This is a genomic window from Caenispirillum salinarum, from assembly GCF_044803115.1.
Lineage (GTDB): Bacteria > Pseudomonadota > Alphaproteobacteria > Rhodospirillales > Rhodospirillaceae > Caenispirillum > Caenispirillum salinarum_A.
On the sequence record NZ_CP085224.1, the window covers coordinates 4,300,288 to 4,324,037 of the forward strand.

The window sequence follows — 23,750 nt, forward strand, 5'->3', positions numbered from 1 at the left end:
GAAAGACAGTCGCTCACACCGCCAGATATTTCCGCTGCAAGTCCGCATCGGCCCGCAGGTCGGCCGTTGCGCCCTCCCACGCGATGCGGCCCTTCACCAGCACCACCGCCCGGTCCGCCAGACGCAGCACGGGGCCGAGGCGGCTGTCGACCAGCAGGATGGCCTGGCCCTCGTCCTTCAGCCGCGCCAATGTCTGCCAGATTTCCGCGCGGATGACGGGCGCCAAGCCCTCCGTCGCCTCGTCCAGGATCAGGATGGACGGATTGGTCAGCAGTGCCCGGCCGATGGCGAGCATCTGCTGCTCCCCGCCCGAAAGCTGACTGCCCAGGTTGCCCAGGCGCTCGCCCAGGCGGGGAAACAGGTCCAGCACGCTGGTATAGGTCCAGCGGCCGGGGCGCTCGGTGGCGCGCAGGTTTTCCGCCACCGTCAGGTTGGGGAACACCCGCCGCCCCTCCGGCACCAGCCCGAGGCCCCGCGTCGCCCGCTTGTGCGACGGCAGGGCGGTGACGTCCGCGCCGCTCATGAGCACCGCGCCGCCCATGGCCGGCAGCATGCCCGTCAGCGCGCGGACCGTGGTGGTCTTGCCCATGCCGTTGCGGCCGAGCAGGGCGACGATCTCCCCTTCCGCCACGCCGAGGGAAACCTCCTCCAGCACCCGCACGTCGCCATAGCCGGCGGAAAGGTCGCGCGCCTCGATCAGCATGCGTCGTCCTCGCTTAAGTACGCCCGGCGCACGTCCGGGTCGTCGCGGATGGCCGAGGGCGGCCCGCTGGCGATGACGGCGCCGTCCACCAGCACCGTCACCACGTCGGCCAAGCGGAAGACCACGTCCATGTCGTGCTCCACCAGCAGGATGCCCATGTCGGCCTTCAGCGCGTGGATGACGGCCGACAGGTTGCGCGTCTCCACGAAGCCCAACCCCGCCATGGGCTCGTCCAGCAGCAGCACCTTCGGCTCGCGGGCCAGCGCCATTGCCATCTCCAGCAGCCGCCGCTGCCCGTGCGCCAGGTCCGACGCCCTTGTCCGCGCCAGATGCCCGATGCCGAGCGTGTAGAGCGCCTGGCGGGCGGGCTCCAGCAGCGACTCGTCGGCGCTGGCGGGTTTCCAGAAGCGGGCATGGTGGCGGCGGCCGGCCTGGACGGCCAGCATGACGCTTTCCAGCGCCGTCATTTCCGGGAACAGCGCGCTGATCTGGAAGGACCGGGCAAGGCCGAGGCGCGCGCGGCCTGCTTCGTCTAGCCGCGTGACCGGCTGGCCGGAGAACAGCACCTCCCCCTCGTCGGGTGTCAGCGATCCGGCAAGCTGGGCGATGGCTGTGGACTTGCCGGCGCCGTTGGGGCCGATGAGCGCGTGGATCTGGCCGGTGCGCACCGTCAGCGACAGGCCGTTGGTGGCGACCAGGGCGCCGAAGCTCTTGCGAAGCCCGCGCGCTTCCAGAACCGGGGCGTCAGGCGTCGGCGTCATGGCGCTTCCCCATGTTCAACCGGTCGAGGAACCCGCCGACGCCGCCGCGGGCGAACAGCACGATCACCACCAGCAGCGGCCCCAGGATGACGGCCCAGTGCTGGGTGAATTCCATGAGGATTTCCTCCAGCCCCAGCAGAACCACCGCGCCCCACACCGCACCCGACAGGCTGCCCAGCCCGCCCAGGATGACGATCACCAGAAGCTCGCCGGAAACCGTCCAGTGGCCGAGGCCGGGGCTGACGAACTCGTCGACGTTTGCCATCAATGCGCCGGCCACCGCCACGATGCCGCCGGACAGCGCGAAGGCGCCGATCTGGTAGGCCAGCGGCCGGTAGCCCAGCGCCTTCATGCGCCCCTCGTTCTGGCGCGCGCCGTCCAGCACGCGGCCGAAGGGGGCGGTGGTCATGCGGGTGAGGACCCACCAGGCCAGCGCCAGGATGACGAGGCAGACGGCGTGCAGCGCAAGGCGGTCGGACATCTCCAGGCCCGCCACCGTGTTTCGGCCCCACCACATGGAAATGCCGTCCTCCCCGCCGTAGGCCCGCAAGGAGACCAGCAGGTAGAAGACCATCTGTGCGAGCGCCAGCGTGATCATGATGAAATAGGCGCCGCGCGTGCGAAGGCTCACCCAGCCGAAGGGGACAGCGATCAGCGCGCCCACCACGAAGGCCGCCGGCAGGGATATGAGCATGTCGTTCCAGCCGGGCAGGCCGAAGGGCGCCGGCGTTTCGTCATAGGCGTGCTGGCTGCCGATGCCGACCACATAGCCGCCGATGGCGAAGAACGCCGCATGGCCCAGGCTCACCATGCCGCCGATGCTCAAGATGAAGTGCAGCGCCATGGCGGCGAGCGCGAAGACGGCCATGCGGGTGAACACCGGCACCAGCCATCCGGCATCCACTGCCATGGCGGCCAGCGGCGCCACCGCCAGCAGCAGCATGGGCAGGCCGTCGCGGATCAGCCGGCGGCGAAGGGTCGGGCTATCGGGCCGCATGGTCATCCCTTGCGCCCGTAAAGGCCCGAGGGGAAGACCGCCAGCACCACCGCCATCACCAGGAAGATGAGCATGGACGACAGCGCCGCCGCCCCGGCCTCCGCCGCGCCCTCGCCGAACAGGAATTCCATGATCTCGGGCAGGTAGACGCGCCCGAGCGTATCGGTCAACCCGACCACCAGGGAGCCGACGACGGCACCCTTCAGGGACCCGATGCCGCCGATCACCACGACGACGAAGGCCAGGATCAGGATGGGCTCGCCCATGCCCGACTGCACGGCCAGGAACGGCCCGGCCAGCACGCCGGCCAGCCCCGCCAGCAGGGCACCGAGCGCGAAGACCAGCGTGTAGAGCTTGCCGATGTCCACGCCCAGCGCGCCGATCATCTCGCGGTCCACGCTGCCGGCCCGGATGCGCATGCCGACGCGCGTGCCGCGCACCAGCCACCCCAGCGCCAGCATGACGGCGAGGCCGGCGCCGATCACCACCAGCCGGTAGACCGGGTATGGCGCGCCGGGCACCACTTCGACAAAGCCGGACAGCGCATCCGGCACGTCCAGCCGCATGGGGCGGATGCCCCAGACCAGCCGCACCATTTCATTGAAGAACAGGATCAGGCCGAAGGTCGCCAGCACCTGGTCCAGGTGGTCGCGGTCGTAAAGCCGGCGCATGACCACGGTCTCGATCAGCAGCCCGACCGCGAACGCCGCGCCCGCCCCCGCCAGCAGCCCGAGCGGCCACGACCCCGTCTCGCCCGTCACCCAGGCGGCGACGAAGGCGCCCGTCATGAACAGCGACCCGTGGGCCAGGTTCAGCAGGTTCATGATCCCGAAAATCAGCGTCAGGCCCGACGCCATCAGCAGCAGCGTTACCGACAACTGCACGCCGTTCAGGAGCTGTTCGAGGAAGAGAAGCATACGGTTCAGGTTCCAAGCAGACGCGGGGGACCTCGGTCCCCCGGCCCCCTCAGTCTTCTAATAGAAAAAGTGGGGTCCGGGGCTTCCGCCCCGGCCTGGGGTTTGGGGCGGGAGCCCCAAGCGCGTCAGCGCTCACTCACATCTTGCACTCAGCCGCATAGGCGTCCTGGTGATCCTCGAACACCTCGGCGACCATTCGGTTGGTGATGTTGCCGGTTTGGTCCTTGTAGACCTCGCGCACGTAGAGGTCCTGGATCGGGTGGTTGTTGTTGCCGAACTTGAAGTCGCCGCGCACGCTGTCGAACTCCGCCTTCTTGATGGCGGCGGCCAGTGCGTCGGTATCGTCCGTGCTCCAGCCCGTTTCCGTCAGGGCGGAGACGATCAGGTTGCCGGCGTCGTAGCCCTGGCTGGAGTACAGCGTGGGGTATTCGTCGTACTTGGCGATGTAGGCGGCGACGAACTTGCGGTTGGGCTCGTTGGCCAGGTCCGGCGACCACTGGCTGCCGTTGTAGAAGCCGATGGCGGCCTCGCCGACGGCATCCAGCAGGGTGTCGTCGAAGCTGAACGCCGGGCCGAGCGCCGGGATCTTGTCGGCCAGCCCGGCTTGCGCGAACTGCTTCATGAAGTTGATGCCCATGCCGCCGGGGTAGAAGAAATACACGGCATCGGGCGCGGCATCGCGCAACTCGGCGATTTCCGGGGCGTAGTCGGTCTGGCCCAGTTTGGTGTAGACCTCGTCCACCACCTCGCCCTTGAAGTAGCGCTTGAAGCCCGCAAGGCTGTCCTTGCCCGCCTGGTACTGCGGCGCCAGCAGGTAGACCCGCTCATACCCCTGGCCGGTGGCGTACTGGCCCATGACTTCGGCCAGGTTGTCGTTCTGCCAGGCGACGTTGAAATACTTGGGATGGCAGTCCTTGCCGGCCAGCGGCGCCGGCCCGGCGTTGGGGCTGACGTAGACCACGTCGTTGTTGCGCACCAGCTTGGGGATGGTCGCCATGGCGACGTTGGAGAAGATGGAGCCGGTCATCAGCTTCACTCCGTCGCGCTCCACCATGCGCTGGGCCAGTTGACCGGCCTGCGCCGGGTCCAGGCCGTCGTCCTCCACCAGAAGCTCCACCCGGTCGGCGGCGCCCGACTGTTCCAGCGCCAGCTCGAAGCCCTTGCGCACATGATCGCCCAGGTATCCGGCACCGGTGGACAGGGTCGTGACCATGCCGATCTTCACCGGCTCCTGCGCCAGCGCGGCGGTGGGCGAAACGGCGGTGGCGGCGGCAAGCGCGATGGCGGCAGCGATCGCGGCGGGTTTCCTGTGCATGGGTCTTCGGCCTCCCTTATAGTCCCGGCCCTTGTTGTACCCGACTTCGCGGCTGCGCCAAAGAGTTTCGCCCGGCCGCCGATGGACGAAAGAAAGCATCCATGCCGCCCCTTTCCCCGCTCGACATCACCGGCATCGTCACCGTTCTGGACGTTCTGGGCGTCTGCGTCTTCGCCATATCCGGCGCGCTGGTCGCCGCCCGGAAGGAGATGGACCCCATCGGCTTCATCGCGCTGGGCACCGCGACGGGCATCGGCGGCGGCACGCTCCGCGACCTGGTGCTGGGCGCACAGCCCGTCTTCTGGGTGTCCGACAGCCTGTATCTGATCGCGCCCGTGGTGGTGTCGCTGGCGATGTTCTGGCTCGCCCGCCTGTTCCACAGCCGCTATGCCGGGCTGGTGTGGGCCGACGCGCTGGGGATGGCGCTGTTCTCGGTGACGGGGGCCAGCAAGGCGCTGACGCTGGGCGCGCCGCCCTCGGTCGCCATCGCCATGGGCATCATGACGGCGGCCTTCGGCGGCATCATCCGCGATGTCCTGGCGGGCGAAAGCCCGCTGGTGCTGCACAAGGAAATCTACGTCACCGCCGCCTTCGCCGGCGCCGGCACGCTGGTGGTCCTGCACGGCCTGGGCGTGGGGCAGGAGGTGCGCGCGCTGGCGGCCTTCGCGCTCGCCTTCACGGTGCGGGCGCTGGCGATCGCGCGGGGCTGGTCCCTGCCCCACTACCGCCGCCCCGACCGCCCCCTGGACGGCCCGCCCAGGCGGCGCGACTAGCCAGCCCCGTCCCCGGCCCCCTTGATCGACGGCCGAGGGCGCCAAATGTGGAGAGATCGCGTCCCGCGCAGGAGGTCCCGCCATGGTCCGGCGTTCCGCCACCGCCGCCGCTGCCCTCGCGCTGGCCCTGCCCGCGGCCGCCCCGGCGGTGGCGCAGGGCTTCGGCCTGGACAACCCGCCCGCCGACCTGACGGTGCGCTTCGAGGAGGGCATGGGCCCCGACCTCTTCCACGTGGAAAACACGGGCACCTGCCTTGCCACCGTGATGTCGGTGACCATTGACCTGGGCGGCACCGTCGGCGGCCTGGTCTTCGACACCGAAGCGGGCGGCGGCGGGTCCAACGCCGCCTATCCCTTCATCCCGCGGGAGGGCGGCGACAAGATCATCGGCGCCGCCGGCGGGCAGGACGGTGGACGCCTGTTGACGCTAAAGCTATCGGGGCTGCGGCAGGGGGAGCGCGTCGTGTTCTCCATCGACGTGGACGACGCGCTGGACGACAGCCCCTGGGGCCGCACCCGCATCGCCGGGCCGGAGTTCGACGGCGGCGGCGTGCGCGTCACGCTGCGCGCGCCCGACGGGCGGGAAATGGAGCACACCGGGCGGTTCGGCCCCGACGCCCGCGCCTACGTCAATCCGCGCAGTTGCGCCGTCGGCTGAGACGGACCCTGGAACGAAAAAGGGGCGCCGCAGCGCCCCTTCGTTCGGATGCCGCCCGACTCGGCGCCCGGTCATCCCGCGGCCGCGTCGGCCTCGGTCTCCATGCCGCCGATGGCGTGGTAGGCGTTTTCCAGCATGGCGGCGGCCTGATGGAAGTTCACCAGGCGGTCGGTATTGACCACGATGTCGAAGTTGTGGGCTTCCGACGTGCGGACGTGGAACAGGTCCCACACGAACTTGCTGCGGTTGTGGTTGATCTCGCGCACCTTCTCCAGGGCGTCGTCGTAGGACAGCCCCTCGGCGGCGGCGACGCGGCGGGCGCACATTTCGGGCGAGCCGGTGATGCGCACGCGCAGGGCCGTGGAGGTCGACAGCACCACATGCGAGCCGCGCCCCAGCAGCACGCCGCCGGCGCGGCCCAGGCTGAGGATCACGTCCACCAGATGGCGCTTGTAGGTGTCGGGCGACAGGTCCTGGCCGCTGAACAGGCGGGTCAGCCACATTTCGCGCACCCGGCCGATGCCCTCGTCGAGTTGGCGGACCGTCTGCGGGTCGGTGCCGATGCGCTTGGCGACCTTGTCGATCATCTCGCGGTCATAGACCTTGAGGTGCAGGCGCTGCGAAAGAAGCTGGGCGATCTCGTCCCCGCCCGACCCGTAGTCGCGGGAAATCGCGATGGCGGGCAGGCGCTCCCGCGGCTTGTCTTCGTGGCCGGGCGCGCTTGTCGCCGCGAGCATGGCTTGGATGATGGCTTGGACGTCGGGCATGGCTGCCTCCTGCACCTGGCGGCCGCGGGTCTGAACATCGCCCGTCGGCCGGACCAATTCCCTGCCATTCATCCTATCAGATTGCGGGTATCCCGGTAAGGGAAACCGCGGGTATGACCGATCGAATGCGAGCGCCGTCAGTCCCTTACCGACCGTTCCACCGCCCGGGCATAGCCCGCGAGACCGATGAGCGCGATGAGCGCCAGGCCGCCGATCACGACGTAGTTGACCACCGAATCGCGCCACTCGGCGTCGATGGCGCGGCCGTCGAATCGCACCACGGCATAGACGGGCCACTCCGGCAGGCGGCGCATCCAGCCGATCGTGTCCGCGTCCTGGAAGGCGCCGACGGAGACGCCGCGTTCGACCCGCTCCAGCAGCGGCGCGCTCACCACCCTGCCGGTGCGGGCCTCGGGCTCGCTGACCAGCACCCGGCCGTCGGCGGCGCGCACCAGCATGATGCTGGCGTCGTAGGGCAGGGCGAAGGTTTCCAGGAAGCTGGAAAAGTAGGCCGCGTCCAGCGTCACCGACACGATCCCGCGGAAGGCGCCCGTATCCGGCGCGGTCAGCGCGCGGGTCAGCAGGAAGGTCGGCTTTTTGGTGACCCGGCCGATGATCGGCTCGCTGATGAACGGCCCGGCGCCGCCCTCGGCGAAATGGCGGAAGAAATCGCGGTCGCTGGCGTTCGATGCCGGCGAGGGAAACCGCAGGCTGACCTGCCGCAACTCGCCGTCGGCGTTGTTCAGCCACACGGCCTCGACGTGTTCGAAGCGCTCGGCGTCGGCGGCCATTCCGCGCCACAGGGCGGCATCGGACGCGATGTCGGCCCAGGGACGAGCCTGAACCCGATCGGCCACGTCATCGAGCAGGAAGTCGGCCGAGTCCATCAGGCGGGCCGTGTTCTCGGCCAGAAGCTGCGCAGCCGTGCGGGCCTGGGTTTGGGCGGCCGCACGGGTGGTGTCGCGCACTTCCAGGACATGGCCGACGATGCCGGCAATGATGATCGCCACCGCAGCCAAGGACAGCCAAACCAGAACCGGCCCGACGGTCAGCGGCGTCGCGCCGCTGCCGCCGCCGCTCCGGCCCGGCAAGCCTTTGTCCGTGGCCTCCGGCCGCCCGACCTCCGACATACGTTCGTATCCTTGTCATTATCTGATCGTATCCCACAGTGCCACAGGACCTTCCGGTATGCCACCACGGGAGTCCAAGGGATGACCCGCAACGGCGTCGTAGGGTTCATCGGTCCCAGGAATCCCAGTAGGGATTGGGCCCGAAGGCCTCGGCCAGAAAGTCGACGAAGGCGCGCACCTTGACCGAGAGATGGCGGCCCGGTGGATATACGGCGTAGATGTGGATCGGCTCGGCCTCCCAGTCCGGCAGCACGCGCACCAGCCGCCCGTCGGCCAGGTCGTCGCCGACGATGAAGGTGGGTGTGATGATGACCCCCAGCCCCGCCACGGCCGCCGAGCGCAGGGCGTCGCCGTTGTTCACCCGCAGCCGCCCGGACAGGCTGACGTCGGCCCGGCTGCCGTCGGCGTGCGCCAGGGTCCAGATGTTGGCGGTGGCCTGCAGCGTGTAGAGCAGGGTGTCGTGAGCGGCCAGTTCGGCCGGATGCATGGGCATGCCGCGCCGCTCCACGTAGTCGGGGCTGGCGACCACCACCCGGCGGCAGGGCGCCAGCTTGCGGGCGATCATGGAACTGTCTGCCAGCCGCGCGATGCGCACGGCGACATCGAAGCCTTCCGCCACCATGTCCACCAGCCGATCGTCGTAGGCGGCCTCCAGCGTCAGGTCGGGGTAGCGCTGCAGGAAGGGACAGAGCACCGGCCCAAGGTGCTTGATGCCGAAGCTCATGGGCGCCGAGACGCGCAACAGCCCGCGCGGGCTGGCGTGCAACTGGCTGACCGCCAGTTCCGCCTCCTCGGCCTCGGCCAGGATGCGCAGGGCGTGCTGGTGGAACGCCTGACCGGCCTCGGTCAGCGCAAGGCGGCGGGTGGTGCGGTTGAGGAGCCGCGCGCCCAGGCGCTCCTCCAGCCGCGAGACCTGCTTGCTGATGGCGGACTTGCTGACCCCCAGCCGGTCGGCGGCGGCGGAAAACCCGCCGCAGTCCACCACGGCCGCGAATGTCGCGTAGCCCTCCAACGGATCGCCCGCCATGGCCGCCTCCAATCGTTCACGATACGGAAACGATATTATTCCAACGCCCCCCATTGTCCACGAAAACGTAATCCTTATCCTTGTGGGCACGGAAACGAGAGGCCGCGATGCCGGCCCGCACGGAATGAAGGAGTTCAGATCATGGCGAAGGTTCTCGTCCTCTACTACAGCACCTGGGGCCACATCGAGACGATGGCCGAGGCCATCGCAGAGGGCGCCCGCGCCGTGCCCGGCGCGGAGGTGGTCATCAAGCGCGTGCCGGAACTGATGCCCGAGGACATCCAGGAAAAGTTCAACGTCAAGACCGACCAGGCGGCGCCACTCGCCACGCCTCAGGAACTGGCGGACTATGACGCCATCATCTTCGGCACGCCGACGCGCTTCGGCAACATGGCCGCCCAGATGCGCAACTTCCTGGACCAGACGGGCGGCCTGTGGGCCGAGGGCAAGCTGATCGGCAAGGTCGCCAGCGTCTTCACCTCCACCGGCACCGGCGCGGGCAACGAGACAACCATCACCAGCTTCCACAACACGCTGATCCACCACGGCATGGTCATCACCGGCGTGCCCTACAGCTGCCCCGAACTGTCGAAGATCGACGAGGTGCGCGGCGGTGGTCCCTACGGCGCCGGCACCATGGCGGGCCCCGACGGCAGCCGCCAGCCGACGGAGCGCGAACTGGCCATCGCCCGTTTCCAGGGGCAGCACGTGACCGAGATCGCCGCCAAGCTGGCGGGATGATCGATGGACGACGGAGGCGGCATCGGCGCCGCCTCCGTCCTGCGACACAGGAGACCATCATGGGCCTGCTCATCGACGGCCAGTGGCACGACCAGTGGTACGACACCAAGTCCACCGGCGGTCGCTTCAAGCGCCAGGAAAGCGCATTCCGCGACCGCGTCGGCACCGACCGCTTTCCGGCCGAAGCGGGTCGGTATCACCTCTACGTCTCGCTGGCCTGCCCCTGGGCGCACCGCACCCTGATCTTCCGGGCGCTGAAGGGGCTCGAGGACGCCATCAGCGTCTCCGTCGTCGACCCGCTCATGCTCGACAACGGCTGGGAGTTCGGCGACGACGGCGATCCGCTCTACGGCCTGTCCTACCTGCGCGAGATCTACACCAAGGCCGACCCGCACTACACCGGCCGCGTTACCGTTCCGGTGCTGTGGGACCGCGAGCGCGAAACCATCGTCAACAACGAGAGCGCCGAGTTGATCCGCATGCTCAACGCCGACTTCGGCGCCCTCGCCAGCGGTCCGGACTTCTATCCCGAGCCCTTGCGCGAGGAGATCGACGCGGTCAACGCGCGCGTTTACGACGCCATCAACAACGGCGTCTACAAGACCGGCTTCGCCACGACGCAGGAGGCGTACGAGGAAGCCTACGACGCCCTGTTCGCGGCGCTGGACTGGGTGGAGGAGCGCCTGTCGCGCCACCGCTACGTGGTGGGCGACACGCTGACGGAAGCCGACTGGCGGCTGTTCACCACCCTGGTGCGGTTCGATCCCGTCTACGTCGGCCACTTCAAGTGCAACCGCAACCGCATCGCCGACTTCCCCAACATGCTTGGATACCTGCGCGAGTTGTACCAGGTGCCGGGCGTGGCCCAGACGGTGAGCCTCGACCATATCAAGCGGCACTATTACGCCAGCCACACCATGATCAATCCGACGGGCATCGTTCCCAAGGGCCCGGCCATGGACCTCACCCTGCCCCACGGGCGCGGGTGAGGCCGGACGCCGTCAGTTCCCGTTCTGGCCTTCGGAGTCAGTCGTCGGCGGGGGGCTCCCGGCGACGACGACCGGCCGGCCGGCGCAGCCTCTCACGATGTCGGCGGAGATCGCCGCACCAACCCCGTCCTTGGCGGCGGTGATGCAGGCCGCGACGGCCGCCGCATACTCGGTCCGGCCCTTGAACTGCAGGTAGTAGTTCTGGCCTTCCGTAAGCTGCTGGGCCGCAACACCGGTGGCAAACACCTTGCCGAGGGAGACGCCCAGCGTCTGCGGCCCGCCGGCGTTCACATCGGAGTCGAAGGAGCTGTAGACCGACAGCGAGTCGTGCATGACCTGCTTTTTCTCGTCAGCCGTGGCGAGGGCCGCAGCCTCCACGGTCCCGACCGTCCCGGAACCGTCTCCCACCGGTACCTGAACATCCGCGACAGGCAGGGCCATCCGGAGATCCCTGGGGCCAAACGTCATCGCCATCCGGTGGGAGGGAATGAGCATGGCGTCTTGCGGCACCCCGGTCCTCGACGCGGGCCGCGCCGGAAGAAGGGCCGCGCCCTCGGCGTTCGTCGCCGGGGCCTGGCCGGGACCGGCCTGGTCGTTGTCGATCTCCGGGTTGGCTTCATCCGTCGCCTCGGCCTCCGGCTCTTCCGCAAGCGCCATGTCGCCCGCCCACGAATCCGCGCTGCACGAAACCACCCCCGGTCCGTGGGCGGTGGTGTAGCAGCCACGGATCGGATAGATCTTGTCTCCGGCGGCATTCATGACCGTCACCGGCACGAGCGAAACGTCCTCGGCGCTGTAGCCCAACGTGAGCCCCACCGTCCCGGCGGCGCTCGGTGATGTGTCCAGTGATACGCCGTAGACGTCCCGCGACACGAAAATCAGCGGCTGCTCCTGGTTGGGCGCGCAGGCCGACAGCGGCACGGCCGCCCCGGCCGCCAACGCGAGCGTGAGCGTGCTCCGGACCGCTCGGATCATCGTCCTGGTCATGGCTGGTCTTCCCCCTCCGTCTTCCCGCCCCCCGGCGGTGTCCCGATCACGCAGTGGCCCGGCACGTCCTTCAGGCGCGCCAGAACCGCCTCAAGCTCGACAGCGGAGCGCGGCCAGACCACCAGTCGGCAGCCCGGCGCCACGACAGCCACCGTCTCGCGCCAGGCGCCGATACTCAGGCCCCCTGGCCGTGCCAGAACGCCGGCCCCGGCCGCCTCGGCCACCACGGCGTCGGCGCCGTCGCCGGGCTCCAGCCGCACCACCAGCACGCCCGGATGCCACTCCGTCGCCACGACCTCGCCCGCAGGCGCTGTCACCTCCACGACGGCACAGCCGGAAAGCCATGCCAGCGCGACCGTGCGGATGACGGCGCGCGAAAGGCGACCGTACAACCCGGCTGCCGACATGACAGGCCTCCCCCCGGCTTCCTTGGCGAGAATATTATACAAGAAACACCTTAAGAGGTATCTTAAAGACGAGGCACAGGTTGCATCAAACGCGCCTGATGCGCGACAGGCCCATCGGCAAAAAAAAGATGCCCGACCCTCCGAGGGCCGGGCACAAGGTATGCTGAGATGCCAGAAGAACCGAAAACGGCTCAGTCCCGGCCGTCGGGTGCCTCATCGGACAACGACGGGCCGTCCGAGGTGACCTCGTCCCAGGTGCGTTCCAGGTCGATGACCGCCTGGTCGAAGGTTTCCTTTGCCGACTGCCAGCGTTCGGCGGTGGCGGACTCAAGCTCTGTCCAAGCGTCCTCCACCGCCCGCAGGGCCTCGGACACCTGCTGCTGTTCCTCGCTTTCCAGCGGCGGCGCGGGCTGCGGCTCCTCCGCCATGGCGGGCGGAGAAAGCAGCGGCAGGGCCGCCAAGGCGGCGATCAGGATCAGGCGATGGCCCATATCGATCCTCCAGCAACGGGCGCCAGGCCCTGTCCCATGAGTTGCCCGGCGCGGGAATACACCACCAACGCCGGGCAACGATAGCGTGGGATGCCGCTGTCGCACCTTTGCCACAGGTGCGTCACGGCGGACACAGTCCTCCGTCAGCCGGACACGGCCTGCTGGTACCGGTTCTCCAGGTCCTGCAGTTCGCGCTCGAAGGTCTGGCGGGCGGACTCCCAGTTCTCGGCACTGGCGCGGCGGACGTCGCCCCAGGCCTCGCGGACGTTGGTCCACTGGCGGTTCACCTCGGTGCGGACATCATCGGAGACGTCGGCCTGCTGCCACTCGTCGGACATGCGCTCGTACCACGAGGCCATCCGGCCGCCCAGCGTGGTGACGTGCATGTCGATGCGCTCCAGCGCGTCGGGCGCGTCGGCGGGCACCTGCATGGCCGAGGCCTCCGCCTGGTCGCGGCGCTGGGTGGTCATTTCGCCGTCGCCGCCCTGCTGGTCGGCAGTCAGGTTCAACGCGCCGGCCTGCTCGGTCTCCACGTCCGACGGCAGGTCGGCGGCGGCGGACTGCGGCGCGGTCATGGCGGCGGCGGTGTCACCGAACCGGTACGGCTCCAGCGCCGCCAATTCATCGGCCGACATGCGGCTGGTGAACGTCACGTCGTCGGGGCCGCGGCCGGTGCGCAGGCGGATCTGCTCGAAAGGCACGCCGACCTGCCGGTCGTAGCCGTCCAGATCCACGACGACGGCGCGCACCGTGTTGTCGGCGCCGAGAATGATATCCCGGATCTCGCCCACCTCTTCGTCCTTGCCGGTCACCAGGTCCCTGCCGATCATTCGGCTTGCGGGAAAGGCGAAGCTGGGATCGCCGCGGACGCTGGTCTGTTCGGCCAGCCGGTTCTCCATCGCGCCGGTGTTGATGTTGCGGATGTCCTCAACCTCTTCCGGCTGGTTTTCGGCGGCCTTTTCGCCGTAGCTCTTGCCGTTGTTCGCCTGGTCCTGGTCCTGCGCGGCGGCAAGGCCCGGCATGGCGGCGGCAAGCGGCATGGCGAGCGCGCTCGCCATAAGCATGGCGCGGAACTTCATGAGGCTCCTCCCCTTTGCATCGGTGGATTTGCCTTGCGAACGTCCCGCGAGGAAGCCCGGTTTCCCGACAACCGTCCCGCGCGATGCGGGCAAAGGACGGGCGGCGTCCCCACAATGGAGACGCCGCCCGTCCATTCGACGCCGGTGCGGCGGGAGGCGCTGCCTCCGCGGTCGTCAGCGGGCGGCGACCGCCACCACCTCCACCAGCCACTTCTTGTTCGCCAGTTGTGCCTGCACGGCGGCGCGGGCCGGCGGGTTGGTGCGGTCGATCCAGGCGTCCCACACCTTGTTGATGGACTCGAAGTCGCCAGCCATGTCGGTGACGTAGACGGTGGCCGACAGCAGCTTGGACTTGTCCGTGCCCGCCTTCTTGAGCAGGCGGTCGACGTTCGCCAGAACCTGCTCCATCTGGCCCTCGGCGGGAAGGGTTGCGTCGTCCGCCACCTGCCCGGCCAGATACACCGTGTCACCATGGATGACGACCTGGCTCATGCGCGGTCCGGGGTCGATGCGTTCAATGCTCACGAGCAATCCCTTTCTTGAAAATGTCCTGTGGGGGCACCGGCATGGCGCCCTTGCCGGCCAAGTCTGACGCCCCGCCGCCGCCGGGGCAAGGCCCGTGCCCGTTGCGGCGGCGCGGGCGGCGGCTCGGCCGCACATCCGCATCAACGGGATCGCCGGGCGGACAGTTGCGCCGCGCCGGGGGCCGTGGCAGGCTCGCCGCTCCGCTTTGAGCCCTTGTCGCCACCACCGGACACGCCGCATGACCGCTGCCCCCGCCCCCGATGCCGTCGGTTCGACGGACCGCTCCGCAGTCGATCCCACGGACCGCTCGGCCTATCACCACTGGACGACGGAGAAAATTCGCTTCAACGACCTGGACGCCCTGGGCCACCTGAACAACTGCGCCTTTGCCGTCTTCTGCGAAAGCGCCCGCGTCGAGGTGCTGAGCCAGGCCCGCGGCCAGAAGCTGGGCGGCGGCGGCGACATCGACTGGGTGATCGTCAACCTGAACATCGATTTCCGCGCCCAGGGACACTATCCCGGCACCTGCGAGGTCGGATCGCGGGTGGTGCGTATCGGCACCAAGTCGGTGACGCTGGGCAACGGCCTGTTCGTCGGCGACACCTGCATCGCCACCGCCACCGCAACCGTGGTGCTCTCGGACCTGAAGGCCGGCAAGGCCCTGCCCCTGCCGGATGACATCCGCGCCTTCATGGAAAGCCTGATGAGTCCTGCGGCCGCCACCGCCAGCACCAAGGAGGCCGGCGCATGAGCATCGTCATCGTCGCCGCGGAACACGGGGAAGTTCTCGACACCTATCGCGCCGTCCTGGCGGAGGCCCTGCCCGACCTGGACGTCTGGACCTGGCCCGACGTGCCCGACCCGGCCGCCGTGCGCTACGCCCTGGTCTGGCAGCCGGAGCCCGGCGTGCTGGGGCGGTTTCCCAACCTGGCGGGTATCTTCAATCTGGGCGCGGGCGTGGATGCCATCCTGCGCGACACCACCCTGCCCGAGGGCGTGCCGCTCATGCGCCTGGCCGACGCCGGCATGGGCGACCAGATGGTGGAATACTGCCTCTACGGCGTGCTGCATTTCCATCGCGACATGGACCTCTACCGCCGCGACCAGGCGGACGGGGCCTGGCACCCGCGCCCCTTCGTCGCGCCGGGCCAGCGCCGCGTCGGCGTGCTGGGGCTGGGCGCCCTGGGCGCGCAGGTGGCGGACGCCTGCACGGCCTTCGGCTTCGACACCGCCGGCTGGAGCCGCTCGCCCAAGGTTCTGCGCAAGGTTCATGCCTTCGCGGGGGCGGAGCGGTTCGACGCCTTCCTGGCGCGCACCGACATCCTGGTGAACCTGCTGCCGCTGACCGACGAGACACGCGGCATCCTGAACGCGCGCACGCTGGGCAAGCTGCCGCGCGGGGCCTGCCTCATCAATGCGGCGCGTGGTGCCCATGTGGTGGAGGCCGACCTGCTGGCGGCGCTGGATGACGGCCACATCCGCGGCTGCCTGCTGGACGCCTTCGACCCCGAGCCCCTGCCGGCAGACCATCCCTTCCGCCGCCACCCGGGCGTGCTGATCACGCCGCACATCGCGGCGCAGACCCTGCCGCGCGAGGCTTGCCAGCAGATCGTCAATAACATCAAGCGGCTGGAGGACGGTCGCGCGCCCTATAACGTGGTGGACCGCACCAGCGGATACTAGCGGCACTCTCCTACCGTTCGGGCAACCGGAGGGGCAGAGCATTGGTTGACGGGGGAGAACCACCCCGCAACCACGCCGAAGGGAGGATGGATCATGACCCGCCGTCCGACCACCACGACCGCCGCCGCCGCCGCTCTCCTGCTGGGCGCCACGGCCTTGTCCGCGCCAGCCCTGGCCGCCGATCCCGGCGACTACGACGTCCTGAACGAGGACCCGGGGGTGGATCTGGACACGCCGCTTCCGCGCAACGCGCCCATCACCGACACAACGCCGGAGGCCCCGACCAGCACCACCATCGACGTGGATGTGGGCGAGGCCCCGGAATACGAGGTGACGGTAGAGGACCCCGACGACATCCCCGATGTGGGCGACTACGGCGGCGCGCCGGACCTGGAGCCCGACGCGGACGGCTTGACGCCGCCGCCGCCCTACGAAACCCAGATCGGCGAAAGCCCGTCGGACCTGCTGTCGGGCCGCGACGACGACACGCTGCTGGGCCGTCCGGAAACCGGCAACGTGCCCGAGTTCGAGATCACCGACCCCGAGACGGACCCGCTGGCGCCCGACGTGGACATGCGGGTTGAGTGAGCGGTTTCGCGACCGGGACGGGCCGCCACGGGCGGGCGGCTCCCGCGACCCTCAGCCCCGTGTCCGCTTGCGCATGACCCCGGCGCGGTCCATGTCACGTCGATGAACTGGACTCACGTCAGGTCTTCCGGGTTGTCCGGCATCGTGTGCGCCCTTGTCATGACGGCGGCCGGGGCGCCGGTTGAGGCCGCCGACGATCCCGCCACGGCGCGCCGGGCGCCGCCCATCTTCGATGTGATGAAGGAACCGGGCACGGCGCGGTCGCGCGCTGCCATCCCGACGATCACGCCGCCCGACATCCCCCTGCCGGAACACGTCCGCCCGCCGCAGCCCGCGCCGCCCGGCGCCAAGCCGTGGCCGCCGACCCAGCGCGAGCGCATGGGCTTCCGCGAAGAGACGGACCCGCTGGTGCCGAAGCGCAAGCCGTGCATCCCAGGAATGCCGGACTGCCGGTGATGCCGCGCGGCGTCAGTCGAACAGCTTGTCGATCTCGTCCTGGCTGATGCCGCTGTTTTCCAGCTGCGGGCCGTTGAGCAGGCGCTTTTCGTCGTCGCCGCCCGTGTCCTGTTCAACGACGATGCTGGCGAAGGTGTCGCGGCCCCAGATCTCGATCATCCGCTCCACCCGGTCCTCCACGAACTTCAGCGTGTTGACCACCTTGGTGATGCGCTGGCCCGTGATGTCCTGGAAGTTGCAGGCCTCGAAGATGCCCATCACGCGCTCGGTGATTTCGTCGGCCTGGTGGCGGATGTAGCTGTCCTGTTCCTGCGCCTGGATGGCCTGCGCCAGCTGGTCGATCTTCTCTGCCGCGTCCAGGATGGATTCGGTCGCCCCTTCGGTGGCGCCCACCACCTCGTCAAGCTCGCCCGCCACCGCCATCAGGCGGTCCTGCTCGGAGTCGTTGGTGCGCAGCTGGGCGATTTCCTGCTTGGTCTGGTTGATGCAGTTCGCCAGTGCGTGGATCTCCATCTTCAGGAGTTCCACTTCCTGGCGCTGCTTCTCCAGCGCCGACATCTCCTCGCTCTCGCGGGCGAGCTGTTCCTCGACCTTCTGCTGCTCGATCTCGGGATCGCCCAGACGCTCGCGGATGAAGGCGTCCAGCGCCTTGAAGTCGGCGCGCAGCGCGTCCAGTTCGTCCCGCGAGACGCCGCCCCCGCCGCCGGAAGCCGTGTGACCCGGATCAACGCCCGCATCGCGCAGGCGGCGCAGTTCGGCGGAAAACAGCTTTCTTGTCATGGTGTCACTCGCCTTGCCGACGCCGCCACGCGGCCGTCGTTCCTCTGATCGCGGCACCTGGCCGCCGCCTCCCTGACGTGCTCAGCCGCGGCCGGAACCGCTGCTCGCCAGCGCCTTCTCCCAGCCGTCCTCCTCGTCCGTCGAGGCGTCTTCAAGCCCGAAATTCATGGACGCCATCAACTCTTCCGGCGTCAGCGTCAGGCCCTCGACGTAGGGCGTGTACTTGCGGTCAACGCCCAGGATGTGGCCGGTCAGCCAGTTCTTGAGGAACTCCATCACCTCGGCGTCCACGCTGCCAATGTCGCCGGCGTTGTAGCGGTCGACGATGGCACGGACCTGGCCGGTCAGCTTGGCGTGCTCCTTCTTGTGCGGCTCCAGTTCGGGATAGCCGCCCTTTTCCATCAGCAGCTCTTCGCGGCCGAAGTGGGTCTCGGTGTACTCGATGAGCACGTTGAGCACGCTGCCCACGGTGTCGGCCCCCGCACCCGACGTCATGGCGTCATCCAGCTGGTTGATGAGGCTGACGAGCAACTGATGATCGGCGTCGATCATGTCGACCCCGACGCTGTAGGAGTCCTGCCAGGTAATCAGCGCCATGCGGCGATCTCCCTCCCCCGCCGGCGGTGCCGGGGGGTCTGCATGTTCGTGACTGTCGACCGGACCGCCCACGCCGGGCGCACCGCACCCCGTGGATACACCACCGCAGGGGCACCGGACAAGATGGTCGATCCGCCGGAAGTATAATGCGTATACGCTTTTTTGTCGCCATGTTAACTAGGGACCGTGCAGACTTCGGACGTCGCGGGTGGAGGCACCCTGCCCCGACACGCGACCAAGGTGGGACCCGCCGCCTGAGGAGAGAGACCGGCGTGAAGGACGACGCCACCAGGACGAGCCACGACGACGCCCACGTCGCCGCCCTGACGGACGTGCTGGAGGCCCTGCACGAGGGCGTCGCGCTGTTCGATCGGCAGGATCGCCTGCTGAGCATCAACGCCCGCGCCGCCCTCATGCTCTCGCCCGCCGCCGCGCACCTGGAGGAAGGCGCGCCGCTGGCCGAGCTTCTGCGGGCGCTGAAGGCGCGCGGGGTGGCCGGCCTGCCCGACGACGACCGCGGCAGCGCCCCCGGCGACGGCGCGCATGAAATCACCTTCCCGGACGGTCGCGTCGCCGAACTGCGCCTGAGCCGCAGCGCCCGGTCCCTGCGGGCCCTGACCCTGCGCGACATCACCGACCTGCGCCAGCGCGAGGCGCGCCTGGTGGACAGCGAACGCCGCACGGCCTCGGCCCGCGCGCTTCTGGGCCAGGCGGTGGAAAGCATGACGGAAGGCTTCGTCATGTTCGACGCCGAGGACCGGCTGGTCCTGTGCAACGGCCACTATCTGAGCCTGCTGGAGGGGATGGAGGACGTCGTGCGCCCCGGCATTCCCTTCGAGACCATCCTGCGCGAAGCGGTGGCGCGCGACCTGATCGTCTCCGCCCGCAGGGACCCCGAAGGCTGGGTCGCCTCGCGACTGGCCGACCACCGGGCGCCCAGCCTCCCGCGCGAGGTGGAATACGCCGACGGCCGTTGCATGCTGGTGCGCGAGGCCCGCATGCCCGACGGCGGCGTGGTGGGCATCCAGTCCGACATCACGCTGCGCAAGCGCGCCCAAAAAGCCTTGGCCGATTCGGAATCGCGCTACCGACAATTGGTCGAGATGGCGCCGGACCTGATCTGCGTCGTCATCGACGGGCGGATCAGCTTTATCAACTCCGCCGGCGCCATGCTTCTCGCCCTGCCCGAGGAGGACATCGTCGGGCGCCGCTGGCTCGCCTTCCTGCACCGCGACAGTCGCGACGCCGCCGAGGCGATGCTGGCCGACGGACTGACCGCCGACGACTGGACGCCGCTGCGCCTCATGACGCCGGACGGCGCCGGGGCGGAGATCGAGGCCGCCGTCATGCCGTTCAACGACGGAAACCGCCAGGGCGCCATGCTGGTGGGCCGCGACGTGACCGAGGTACGCCGCGCCGCCCGCGAACTGCGCGACCGCCAGAACCTGCTTGAAGGCATCATGCACACGGTCGTCGACGGCATCGTCACCATTGACGACCGCGGCCGCATCGAAAGCTTCAACGCCGCCGCAGAGCGCATTTTCGGCTACGCCGCGGACGAGGTGATCGGCCGCAACGTCTCGGTGCTGATGGACGCCGAGAACGCCGCCCGCCACGACGGCTACATGAATCACTACGCCCGCACCGGGCAGAAGCGCATCATCGGCATCGGCCGCGAGGAGAAGGGCCGCCGCAAGACCGGCGAGACCTTCCCCATCGAACTGGCCGTGACCGAGTTGCAGGTCCACGGGCGGCGCCTGTTCACCGGCGTGGTGCGCGACATCTCCGAACGCAAGGCCGCCGAACGCGCCCTGCGCCTGTCGGAGGAGCGCTATGCGCTCGCCATCGCCGGCTCCAACGAAGCCATCTGGGACTGGGACATGACGACCGACCGTCTGTTCTTCAGCCCCCACATGCGCGAGGTGCTGGGCGTCGACCCCGGCCTGGTGCGCCGCCCCTACGACTGGCGGGCGCTGATTCACCCCGACGACCGCGCCGCCTACCACGAGGCGCTGGCCGACCACGTGAAGGGCCGCACGGCCACCTTCAACGTGGAGTACCGGCTGGTGGGCACCGTGGACGGCCGCACGCGCTGGGTGCGCCATCGCGGCATGGCGATGCGGCGCGAGGATGGCGTCGCCTACCGCATGGCGGGCTCCATCGGCGACGTCAGCCAGCGGCGCGAGGCCGAGCGCGACCTGCACCGCGCCAAGGACGAGGCGGAGCTTGCCAACCGCGCCAAGAGCGAGTTCCTCGCCAACATGAGCCACGAGCTGCGCACGCCGCTCAATGCCATCATCGGATTTTCCGAGGTCATCGCGCACGAACTGTTCGGCCAGGTCTCGCCGCCGCAGTACAAGGAATACGCCGCCAACATCGAGGAATCGGGCCGCCACCTGCTGGACGTCATCAACGACATCCTCGACGTCTCGCGCATCGAGGCCGGCCACATGACCCTGACGCCCGAGCCGGTGGACGTGCAGGCGGTGATCGAAAGCGCCGCACGGCTCATCTCGCAGCGCGCCGAGACGGCGGACCTGATCCTGGAGCAGGCGGTGGACGCGGCCCTGCCGCCGGTGACGGGCGAGCCGCGGCGGCTCAAGCAGATCCTGCTCAACCTCCTTGGCAACGCGGTCAAGTTCACGCCCTCGGGCGGCACGGTCCGCCTGGGCGCGCGCGCCTTCCGCGACGAGAAGGGCGGCCGCTGGGTGGAGATCACGGTGGCCGACACCGGCATCGGCATGGCGGCCGAGGACATTCCCAAGGCCCTCAAGCCCTTCCACCAGATCGACAGCCGCCTGCAGCGCCGCTACGAAGGCACGGGCCTCGGCCTGCCGCTGACCCAGGCATTCGTGGAGATGCACGGCGGCACGCTGGACATCGCCAGCACGCCGGGCGCGGGAACCACCGTGACGCTGCACCTGCCGGCCGCCTGACGGGCTGGGCGGGTGCCGGCGCGGTCACGTCCGCAGCAGGCTGACCGCCAGCCCCGCCAGATACAGTCCGATCCCGAAGGACAGGTGCGTGATCAGGCTGCGGACCCGCGCCATCGCCGGGTTCGGCGTCTTCGCTGCCGCCACGCCCAGGCCGAAGGCCGGCTGCATGACGAAGAACGGAAATACCACCGTGCCGACTCCGATGATCAGGGCAGGCGGCAGCGTCGGGGCGCGGACCCAGTCCGGCCCCCAGCCGGTGACCAACACCGCCGCGAAGGCGATGCCGACCGCATAGTGCGTGATCCAGCCCAGCGCGACCTCCCCCGGCACGGGCTCCGCCGCCGCGATGGAGGCATGCCGGACGCGCCCGCGCGGAAAGTGCCCCACCCAGCGCCCGACCAGCGCCAGATTCAGCATGGGCAGGCGGAACAACGCCTGCTGGAGGATCGCCCAGGCGTCGGTAACGAGTGTCGCGCCGATGCCGATCAGCGCGATATCGAGCAGGGTGCTCCACGGCGCCGTCATCACGGCCTCCCGTGAGCGGACGTGGGCACGCGGGTCGCGGACGACGGGGGAAGGGCTGGCATGACAGTGGTCCCCTCTTGCTCTTCAGCGGATATCGTTGAAGGCTACAAGTTCAAGTGAACTTGAGGTCAACCGTGAAAGAACTGGATATCGCCGAGGTCGCGCGACACTCCGGCATCCCCGCCTCGGCGCTGCGGTACTACGAGGAGAAGGGCCTGATCGCCTCGGTCGGGCGGCGCGGTCTGCGGCGCATCTTCGATCCCGACGTGCTGGAGCGGCTGTCGCTGATCTCGCTGGGGCAGGCGGCAGGGTTCTCCCTGGACGAACTCGCCGCCATGTTCGGCGCCGACGGCCGGCCGTGCATCGACCGGGGCGCCCTGACCGCCAAGGCCGACGCCCTGGACTGGACGATCCGCCACCTCGCCGCCCTGCGCGACGGCCTGCGCCACGCCGCCGCCTGCCCCGAGGCGGACCATTTCGCCTGCCCGACGTTCCGGCGGCTCATGAAGGCGGCGGCCGGCCGGCGCAAGCCGAAAGGCGGGCGGTAGAACGCAGCGGCCGCTCCCGGTGTTGATGACAGGAGCCCGCAGCCGAAACCAGGAACGGACACCCATGGCCGAGACCCAGCCCTTCCGGTCCAGCGCCACGCGCGACACCGCCGCCGCCGACGACCGCAACCGCCGCATCAAGCGGCTGCAAACGCTGGGTTATTGGCTGGACGACCGCTTCCGCATTCCCGGCATCGGCATGCGTATCGGCCTGGACGGCATCCTGGGCTTCATTCCGGGGATCGGGGACACCGCGACGCTGGCGCTGTCGGCCTGGATCGTGGCCGAAGGCTGGCGGCTCGGAGTCCCGAAACGCACGCTGGGCCGCATGGCCGCCGAGGTGGGGGCGGACTACGTCGTCGGGCTGGTGCCGCTGGTCGGCGACCTGATCGACGTCGGCTTCAAGGCCAACCGCCGCAACGTGCGCCGGATATTGCGGCATCTCGGCGCCGAGGTGGGGCCCGACGACCTCCCTTACGGGCGGATTCCCTGACCCTCCGACAGCAACGGCGCCGCCGTCGCCCACCAGTCGGGCCGGGTCCCGGCCAGGCGGGCGGCGCCGGCGCGGGCGGCCTCTTCGGTTTCGAACAGGCCCCAGCAGGTGGCGCCGGAGCCCGACATGCGGGCGAGCAGACACCCCTCCAGCGCCCCCAGGTCCACCAGCAGAGATCCGATCTCCGGCGCCAGTGACACCGCCGCCTTGGTCAAATCGTTGGCGCGCACCGACAGCGCCTGTGCCAGGGCGCGGGCATCCGCCGGGGCCTCCGTCAGCGGCGCCGGCTGGTTGAAGCGGCCGCGGCGTGCCTTGAAGACGGCCGGCGTCGACACCCCGACAAGCGGGTTCGCCAGGACAAGCCACGCCGGCGGCAGGGCCGGCGCATCCTCCAGACGCTCCCCCACGCCCGAGACGTTGGCCGCCCGGCCGTGCAGGCAGACGGGCACGTCGGCGCCCAGGTCCAGGGCCAGCGCGAACAGGTCGGCGCGCGGAAGGTCCACCGCCCACAGCCGCGAGAGCAGCCGCAACGCCGCCGCCGCGTCCGCCGATCCGCCGCCGATGCCGGCCGCCACCGGCAGGCGCTTGTCCAGCGTCAACGCCGCGCCGGCCGTGATGCCGGCGGCGTCCGCCAAGCGGCGGGAGGCCTTCAGGATGATGTTTTCCGCGTCCTCGGGCAGCGCCGCCGCCAACGCCCCGGCGAACGGACCGGTGACCGTCAGCGACAGGGCATCGGCCGGCTCGGCCGTCAGCGTGTCGCCGACGCCGGCGAACGCCATCAGGCTGTCCAGCAGGTGATAGCCGTCGTCGCGCTTACCCACCACGTGCAGGGTCAGGTTCACCTTGGCCGGCGCGAACTCGCTCAGGCTCATGCCGG

General features: G+C 69.5%; 28 protein-coding genes. 11 read left to right on the forward strand and 17 right to left on the reverse strand.

The window, feature by feature from the left end:
- Positions 1-13: 13 nt before the first annotated feature.
- The 5 genes from LG334_RS19785 to LG334_RS19805 all read right to left on the reverse strand — a co-directional run bounded on the left by LG334_RS19785 (position 14) and on the right by LG334_RS19805 (position 4,693).
- The gene (locus LG334_RS19785) at positions 14-703 is read right to left on the reverse strand and encodes an ABC transporter ATP-binding protein (protein WP_404380735.1); all 690 of its coding nucleotides are present in this window, start codon (positions 701-703) and stop codon (positions 14-16) included.
- A complete protein-coding gene (locus LG334_RS19790; RefSeq protein WP_404380737.1) occupies positions 697-1,464 on the reverse strand; it encodes an ABC transporter ATP-binding protein in 768 nt (255 codons plus the stop codon). The genes LG334_RS19785 and LG334_RS19790 overlap by 7 nt, the downstream gene beginning before the upstream one ends.
- Positions 1,448-2,461, reverse strand: coding sequence for a branched-chain amino acid ABC transporter permease (locus tag LG334_RS19795; RefSeq protein WP_404380739.1), 1,014 nt, complete (start codon positions 2,459-2,461; stop codon positions 1,448-1,450). The genes LG334_RS19790 and LG334_RS19795 overlap by 17 nt, the downstream gene beginning before the upstream one ends.
- Before the next feature lie 2 nt (positions 2,462-2,463).
- Positions 2,464-3,378: a branched-chain amino acid ABC transporter permease gene (locus LG334_RS19800; RefSeq protein ID WP_404380741.1), complete on the reverse strand. Its 915-nt coding sequence runs from the start codon at positions 3,376-3,378 to the stop codon at positions 2,464-2,466.
- Between the two features lie 136 nt (positions 3,379-3,514).
- Complete coding sequence (locus LG334_RS19805; RefSeq protein WP_404380743.1) at positions 3,515-4,693, reverse strand: ABC transporter substrate-binding protein; 1,179 nt, start codon at positions 4,691-4,693, stop codon at positions 3,515-3,517.
- Positions 4,694-4,794: 101 nt separating this feature from the next.
- Here LG334_RS19805 and LG334_RS19810 point away from each other — a divergent pair, with 101 nt between their 5' ends.
- On the forward strand, positions 4,795-5,466 hold the full coding sequence (locus LG334_RS19810) for a trimeric intracellular cation channel family protein (RefSeq protein WP_404380745.1): 672 nt from the start codon (positions 4,795-4,797) through the stop codon (positions 5,464-5,466).
- An 82-nt stretch (positions 5,467-5,548) separates the two neighbouring features.
- Positions 5,549-6,124 carry a hypothetical protein gene (locus LG334_RS19815; protein WP_404380747.1) on the forward strand — a complete coding sequence of 192 codons (576 nt, stop codon included), beginning with the start codon at positions 5,549-5,551 and terminating at the stop codon, positions 6,122-6,124.
- A 71-nt stretch (positions 6,125-6,195) separates the two neighbouring features.
- On the opposite strand, the gene LG334_RS19820 is transcribed toward LG334_RS19815, so the two are convergent.
- From LG334_RS19820 to LG334_RS19830, 3 genes are all read right to left on the reverse strand, one after another.
- Positions 6,196-6,891, reverse strand: a complete 696-nt coding sequence (locus tag LG334_RS19820; RefSeq protein WP_404380749.1) for an AAA family ATPase — start codon at positions 6,889-6,891, stop codon at positions 6,196-6,198.
- A gap of 137 nt (positions 6,892-7,028) precedes the next feature.
- Positions 7,029-7,982, reverse strand: a complete 954-nt coding sequence (locus LG334_RS19825) for a hypothetical protein (RefSeq protein WP_404380751.1) — start codon at positions 7,980-7,982, stop codon at positions 7,029-7,031.
- Positions 7,983-8,127: 145 nt separating this feature from the next.
- Positions 8,128-9,048 (reverse strand): LysR family transcriptional regulator, encoded by a 921-nt coding sequence (locus LG334_RS19830; RefSeq protein ID WP_404380753.1) that lies wholly within the window; start codon positions 9,046-9,048, stop codon positions 8,128-8,130.
- A gap of 141 nt (positions 9,049-9,189) precedes the next feature.
- On the opposite strand from LG334_RS19830, the gene wrbA reads away from it, so the two are divergent.
- Together wrbA and LG334_RS19840 are read left to right on the forward strand one after the other, a co-directional pair.
- Complete coding sequence (wrbA, locus tag LG334_RS19835) at positions 9,190-9,789, forward strand: NAD(P)H:quinone oxidoreductase (RefSeq protein WP_404380755.1); 600 nt, start codon at positions 9,190-9,192, stop codon at positions 9,787-9,789.
- Between the two features lie 59 nt (positions 9,790-9,848).
- Positions 9,849-10,778 carry a glutathione S-transferase family protein gene (locus tag LG334_RS19840; protein WP_404380757.1) on the forward strand — a complete coding sequence of 310 codons (930 nt, stop codon included), beginning with the start codon at positions 9,849-9,851 and terminating at the stop codon, positions 10,776-10,778.
- Between the two features lie 12 nt (positions 10,779-10,790).
- Here the strand turns inward: LG334_RS19840 and LG334_RS19845 are convergent, their stop codons facing one another.
- From LG334_RS19845 to LG334_RS19865, 5 genes are all read right to left on the reverse strand, one after another.
- The gene (locus LG334_RS19845) at positions 10,791-11,765 is read right to left on the reverse strand and encodes a hypothetical protein (RefSeq protein ID WP_404380759.1); all 975 of its coding nucleotides are present in this window, start codon (positions 11,763-11,765) and stop codon (positions 10,791-10,793) included.
- Positions 11,762-12,172: a hypothetical protein gene (locus LG334_RS19850; protein ID WP_404380761.1), complete on the reverse strand. Its 411-nt coding sequence runs from the start codon at positions 12,170-12,172 to the stop codon at positions 11,762-11,764. The genes LG334_RS19845 and LG334_RS19850 overlap by 4 nt, the downstream gene beginning before the upstream one ends.
- A gap of 191 nt (positions 12,173-12,363) precedes the next feature.
- Positions 12,364-12,663, reverse strand: a complete 300-nt coding sequence (locus LG334_RS19855) for a hypothetical protein (RefSeq protein WP_404380763.1) — start codon at positions 12,661-12,663, stop codon at positions 12,364-12,366.
- 143 nt (positions 12,664-12,806) lie between these two features.
- Entirely contained in the window at positions 12,807-13,742 is a 936-nt protein-coding gene (locus tag LG334_RS19860; RefSeq protein ID WP_404380765.1) for a PRC-barrel domain-containing protein, read from the reverse strand.
- 174 nt (positions 13,743-13,916) lie between these two features.
- Positions 13,917-14,267: a RidA family protein gene (locus tag LG334_RS19865; protein WP_404380767.1), complete on the reverse strand. Its 351-nt coding sequence runs from the start codon at positions 14,265-14,267 to the stop codon at positions 13,917-13,919.
- 238 nt (positions 14,268-14,505) lie between these two features.
- Between LG334_RS19865 and LG334_RS19870 the strand changes: the two genes are divergently transcribed.
- The 4 genes from LG334_RS19870 (at position 14,506) to LG334_RS19885 (ending at position 16,994) form a co-directional block, all read left to right on the forward strand.
- On the forward strand, positions 14,506-15,018 hold the full coding sequence (locus LG334_RS19870; RefSeq protein WP_404380769.1) for an acyl-CoA thioesterase: 513 nt from the start codon (positions 14,506-14,508) through the stop codon (positions 15,016-15,018).
- On the forward strand, positions 15,015-15,950 hold the full coding sequence (locus LG334_RS19875; RefSeq protein ID WP_404380771.1) for a 2-hydroxyacid dehydrogenase: 936 nt from the start codon (positions 15,015-15,017) through the stop codon (positions 15,948-15,950). Before LG334_RS19870 ends, LG334_RS19875 begins: the two co-directional genes overlap by 4 nt.
- Before the next feature lie 93 nt (positions 15,951-16,043).
- A complete protein-coding gene (locus LG334_RS19880) occupies positions 16,044-16,538 on the forward strand; it encodes a hypothetical protein (RefSeq protein WP_404380773.1) in 495 nt (164 codons plus the stop codon).
- A gap of 144 nt (positions 16,539-16,682) precedes the next feature.
- Positions 16,683-16,994 (forward strand): hypothetical protein, encoded by a 312-nt coding sequence (locus tag LG334_RS19885; protein ID WP_404380775.1) that lies wholly within the window; start codon positions 16,683-16,685, stop codon positions 16,992-16,994.
- Between the two features lie 12 nt (positions 16,995-17,006).
- On the opposite strand, the gene LG334_RS19890 is transcribed toward LG334_RS19885, so the two are convergent.
- Positions 17,007-17,774 (reverse strand): protein phosphatase CheZ, encoded by a 768-nt coding sequence (locus LG334_RS19890; protein WP_404380777.1) that lies wholly within the window; start codon positions 17,772-17,774, stop codon positions 17,007-17,009.
- Positions 17,775-17,855: 81 nt separating this feature from the next.
- Positions 17,856-18,371, reverse strand: a complete 516-nt coding sequence (locus LG334_RS19895; RefSeq protein WP_404380779.1) for a bacteriohemerythrin — start codon at positions 18,369-18,371, stop codon at positions 17,856-17,858.
- Positions 18,372-18,643: 272 nt separating this feature from the next.
- On the opposite strand from LG334_RS19895, the gene LG334_RS19900 reads away from it, so the two are divergent.
- Complete coding sequence (locus LG334_RS19900) at positions 18,644-21,307, forward strand: PAS domain S-box protein (protein WP_404380781.1); 2,664 nt, start codon at positions 18,644-18,646, stop codon at positions 21,305-21,307.
- A gap of 24 nt (positions 21,308-21,331) precedes the next feature.
- On the opposite strand, the gene LG334_RS19905 is transcribed toward LG334_RS19900, so the two are convergent.
- Positions 21,332-21,832, reverse strand: coding sequence for a DUF2938 domain-containing protein (locus LG334_RS19905; protein WP_404380783.1), 501 nt, complete (start codon positions 21,830-21,832; stop codon positions 21,332-21,334).
- Positions 21,833-21,966: 134 nt separating this feature from the next.
- Here LG334_RS19905 and LG334_RS19910 point away from each other — a divergent pair, with 134 nt between their 5' ends.
- Positions 21,967-22,380: a helix-turn-helix domain-containing protein gene (locus tag LG334_RS19910; protein WP_404380785.1), complete on the forward strand. Its 414-nt coding sequence runs from the start codon at positions 21,967-21,969 to the stop codon at positions 22,378-22,380.
- A gap of 64 nt (positions 22,381-22,444) precedes the next feature.
- On the forward strand, positions 22,445-22,873 hold the full coding sequence (locus tag LG334_RS19915; RefSeq protein ID WP_404380787.1) for a DUF4112 domain-containing protein: 429 nt from the start codon (positions 22,445-22,447) through the stop codon (positions 22,871-22,873).
- Here LG334_RS19915 and LG334_RS19920 read toward each other — a convergent pair.
- The gene (locus LG334_RS19920) at positions 22,855-23,745 is read right to left on the reverse strand and encodes a 4-(cytidine 5'-diphospho)-2-C-methyl-D-erythritol kinase (RefSeq protein WP_404380789.1); all 891 of its coding nucleotides are present in this window, start codon (positions 23,743-23,745) and stop codon (positions 22,855-22,857) included. The genes LG334_RS19915 and LG334_RS19920 overlap by 19 nt on opposite strands.
- Positions 23,746-23,750: the final 5 nt, after the last annotated feature.

What these genes read in the sequence shown, in the direction of transcription:
- LG334_RS19785 (WP_404380735.1), bottom strand. Translation starts at nt 703, where the DNA reads ATGCTGATCGAGGCGCGCGACCTTTCCGCCGGCTATGGCGACGTGCGG.
- LG334_RS19790 (WP_404380737.1), bottom strand. Translation starts at nt 1,464, where the DNA reads ATGACGCCGACGCCTGACGCCCCGGTTCTGGAAGCGCGCGGGCTTCGC.
- LG334_RS19795 (WP_404380739.1), bottom strand. Translation starts at nt 2,461, where the DNA reads ATGCGGCCCGATAGCCCGACCCTTCGCCGCCGGCTGATCCGCGACGGC.
- LG334_RS19800 (WP_404380741.1), bottom strand. Translation starts at nt 3,378, where the DNA reads ATGCTTCTCTTCCTCGAACAGCTCCTGAACGGCGTGCAGTTGTCGGTA.
- LG334_RS19805 (WP_404380743.1), bottom strand. Translation starts at nt 4,693, where the DNA reads ATGCACAGGAAACCCGCCGCGATCGCTGCCGCCATCGCGCTTGCCGCC.
- LG334_RS19810 (WP_404380745.1), top strand. Translation starts at nt 4,795, where the DNA reads ATGCCGCCCCTTTCCCCGCTCGACATCACCGGCATCGTCACCGTTCTG.
- LG334_RS19815 (WP_404380747.1), top strand. Translation starts at nt 5,549, where the DNA reads ATGGTCCGGCGTTCCGCCACCGCCGCCGCTGCCCTCGCGCTGGCCCTG.
- LG334_RS19820 (WP_404380749.1), bottom strand. Translation starts at nt 6,891, where the DNA reads ATGCCCGACGTCCAAGCCATCATCCAAGCCATGCTCGCGGCGACAAGC.
- LG334_RS19830 (WP_404380753.1), bottom strand. Translation starts at nt 9,048, where the DNA reads ATGGCGGGCGATCCGTTGGAGGGCTACGCGACATTCGCGGCCGTGGTG.
- wrbA (WP_404380755.1), top strand. Translation starts at nt 9,190, where the DNA reads ATGGCGAAGGTTCTCGTCCTCTACTACAGCACCTGGGGCCACATCGAG.
- LG334_RS19840 (WP_404380757.1), top strand. Translation starts at nt 9,849, where the DNA reads ATGGGCCTGCTCATCGACGGCCAGTGGCACGACCAGTGGTACGACACC.
- LG334_RS19845 (WP_404380759.1), bottom strand. Translation starts at nt 11,765, where the DNA reads ATGACCAGGACGATGATCCGAGCGGTCCGGAGCACGCTCACGCTCGCG.
- LG334_RS19850 (WP_404380761.1), bottom strand. Translation starts at nt 12,172, where the DNA reads ATGTCGGCAGCCGGGTTGTACGGTCGCCTTTCGCGCGCCGTCATCCGC.
- LG334_RS19855 (WP_404380763.1), bottom strand. Translation starts at nt 12,663, where the DNA reads ATGGGCCATCGCCTGATCCTGATCGCCGCCTTGGCGGCCCTGCCGCTG.
- LG334_RS19860 (WP_404380765.1), bottom strand. Translation starts at nt 13,742, where the DNA reads ATGAAGTTCCGCGCCATGCTTATGGCGAGCGCGCTCGCCATGCCGCTT.
- LG334_RS19870 (WP_404380769.1), top strand. Translation starts at nt 14,506, where the DNA reads ATGACCGCTGCCCCCGCCCCCGATGCCGTCGGTTCGACGGACCGCTCC.
- LG334_RS19875 (WP_404380771.1), top strand. Translation starts at nt 15,015, where the DNA reads ATGAGCATCGTCATCGTCGCCGCGGAACACGGGGAAGTTCTCGACACC.
- LG334_RS19880 (WP_404380773.1), top strand. Translation starts at nt 16,044, where the DNA reads ATGACCCGCCGTCCGACCACCACGACCGCCGCCGCCGCCGCTCTCCTG.
- LG334_RS19890 (WP_404380777.1), bottom strand. Translation starts at nt 17,774, where the DNA reads ATGACAAGAAAGCTGTTTTCCGCCGAACTGCGCCGCCTGCGCGATGCG.
- LG334_RS19895 (WP_404380779.1), bottom strand. Translation starts at nt 18,371, where the DNA reads ATGGCGCTGATTACCTGGCAGGACTCCTACAGCGTCGGGGTCGACATG.
- LG334_RS19905 (WP_404380783.1), bottom strand. Translation starts at nt 21,832, where the DNA reads ATGACGGCGCCGTGGAGCACCCTGCTCGATATCGCGCTGATCGGCATC.
- LG334_RS19915 (WP_404380787.1), top strand. Translation starts at nt 22,445, where the DNA reads ATGGCCGAGACCCAGCCCTTCCGGTCCAGCGCCACGCGCGACACCGCC.
- LG334_RS19920 (WP_404380789.1), bottom strand. Translation starts at nt 23,745, where the DNA reads ATGAGCCTGAGCGAGTTCGCGCCGGCCAAGGTGAACCTGACCCTGCAC.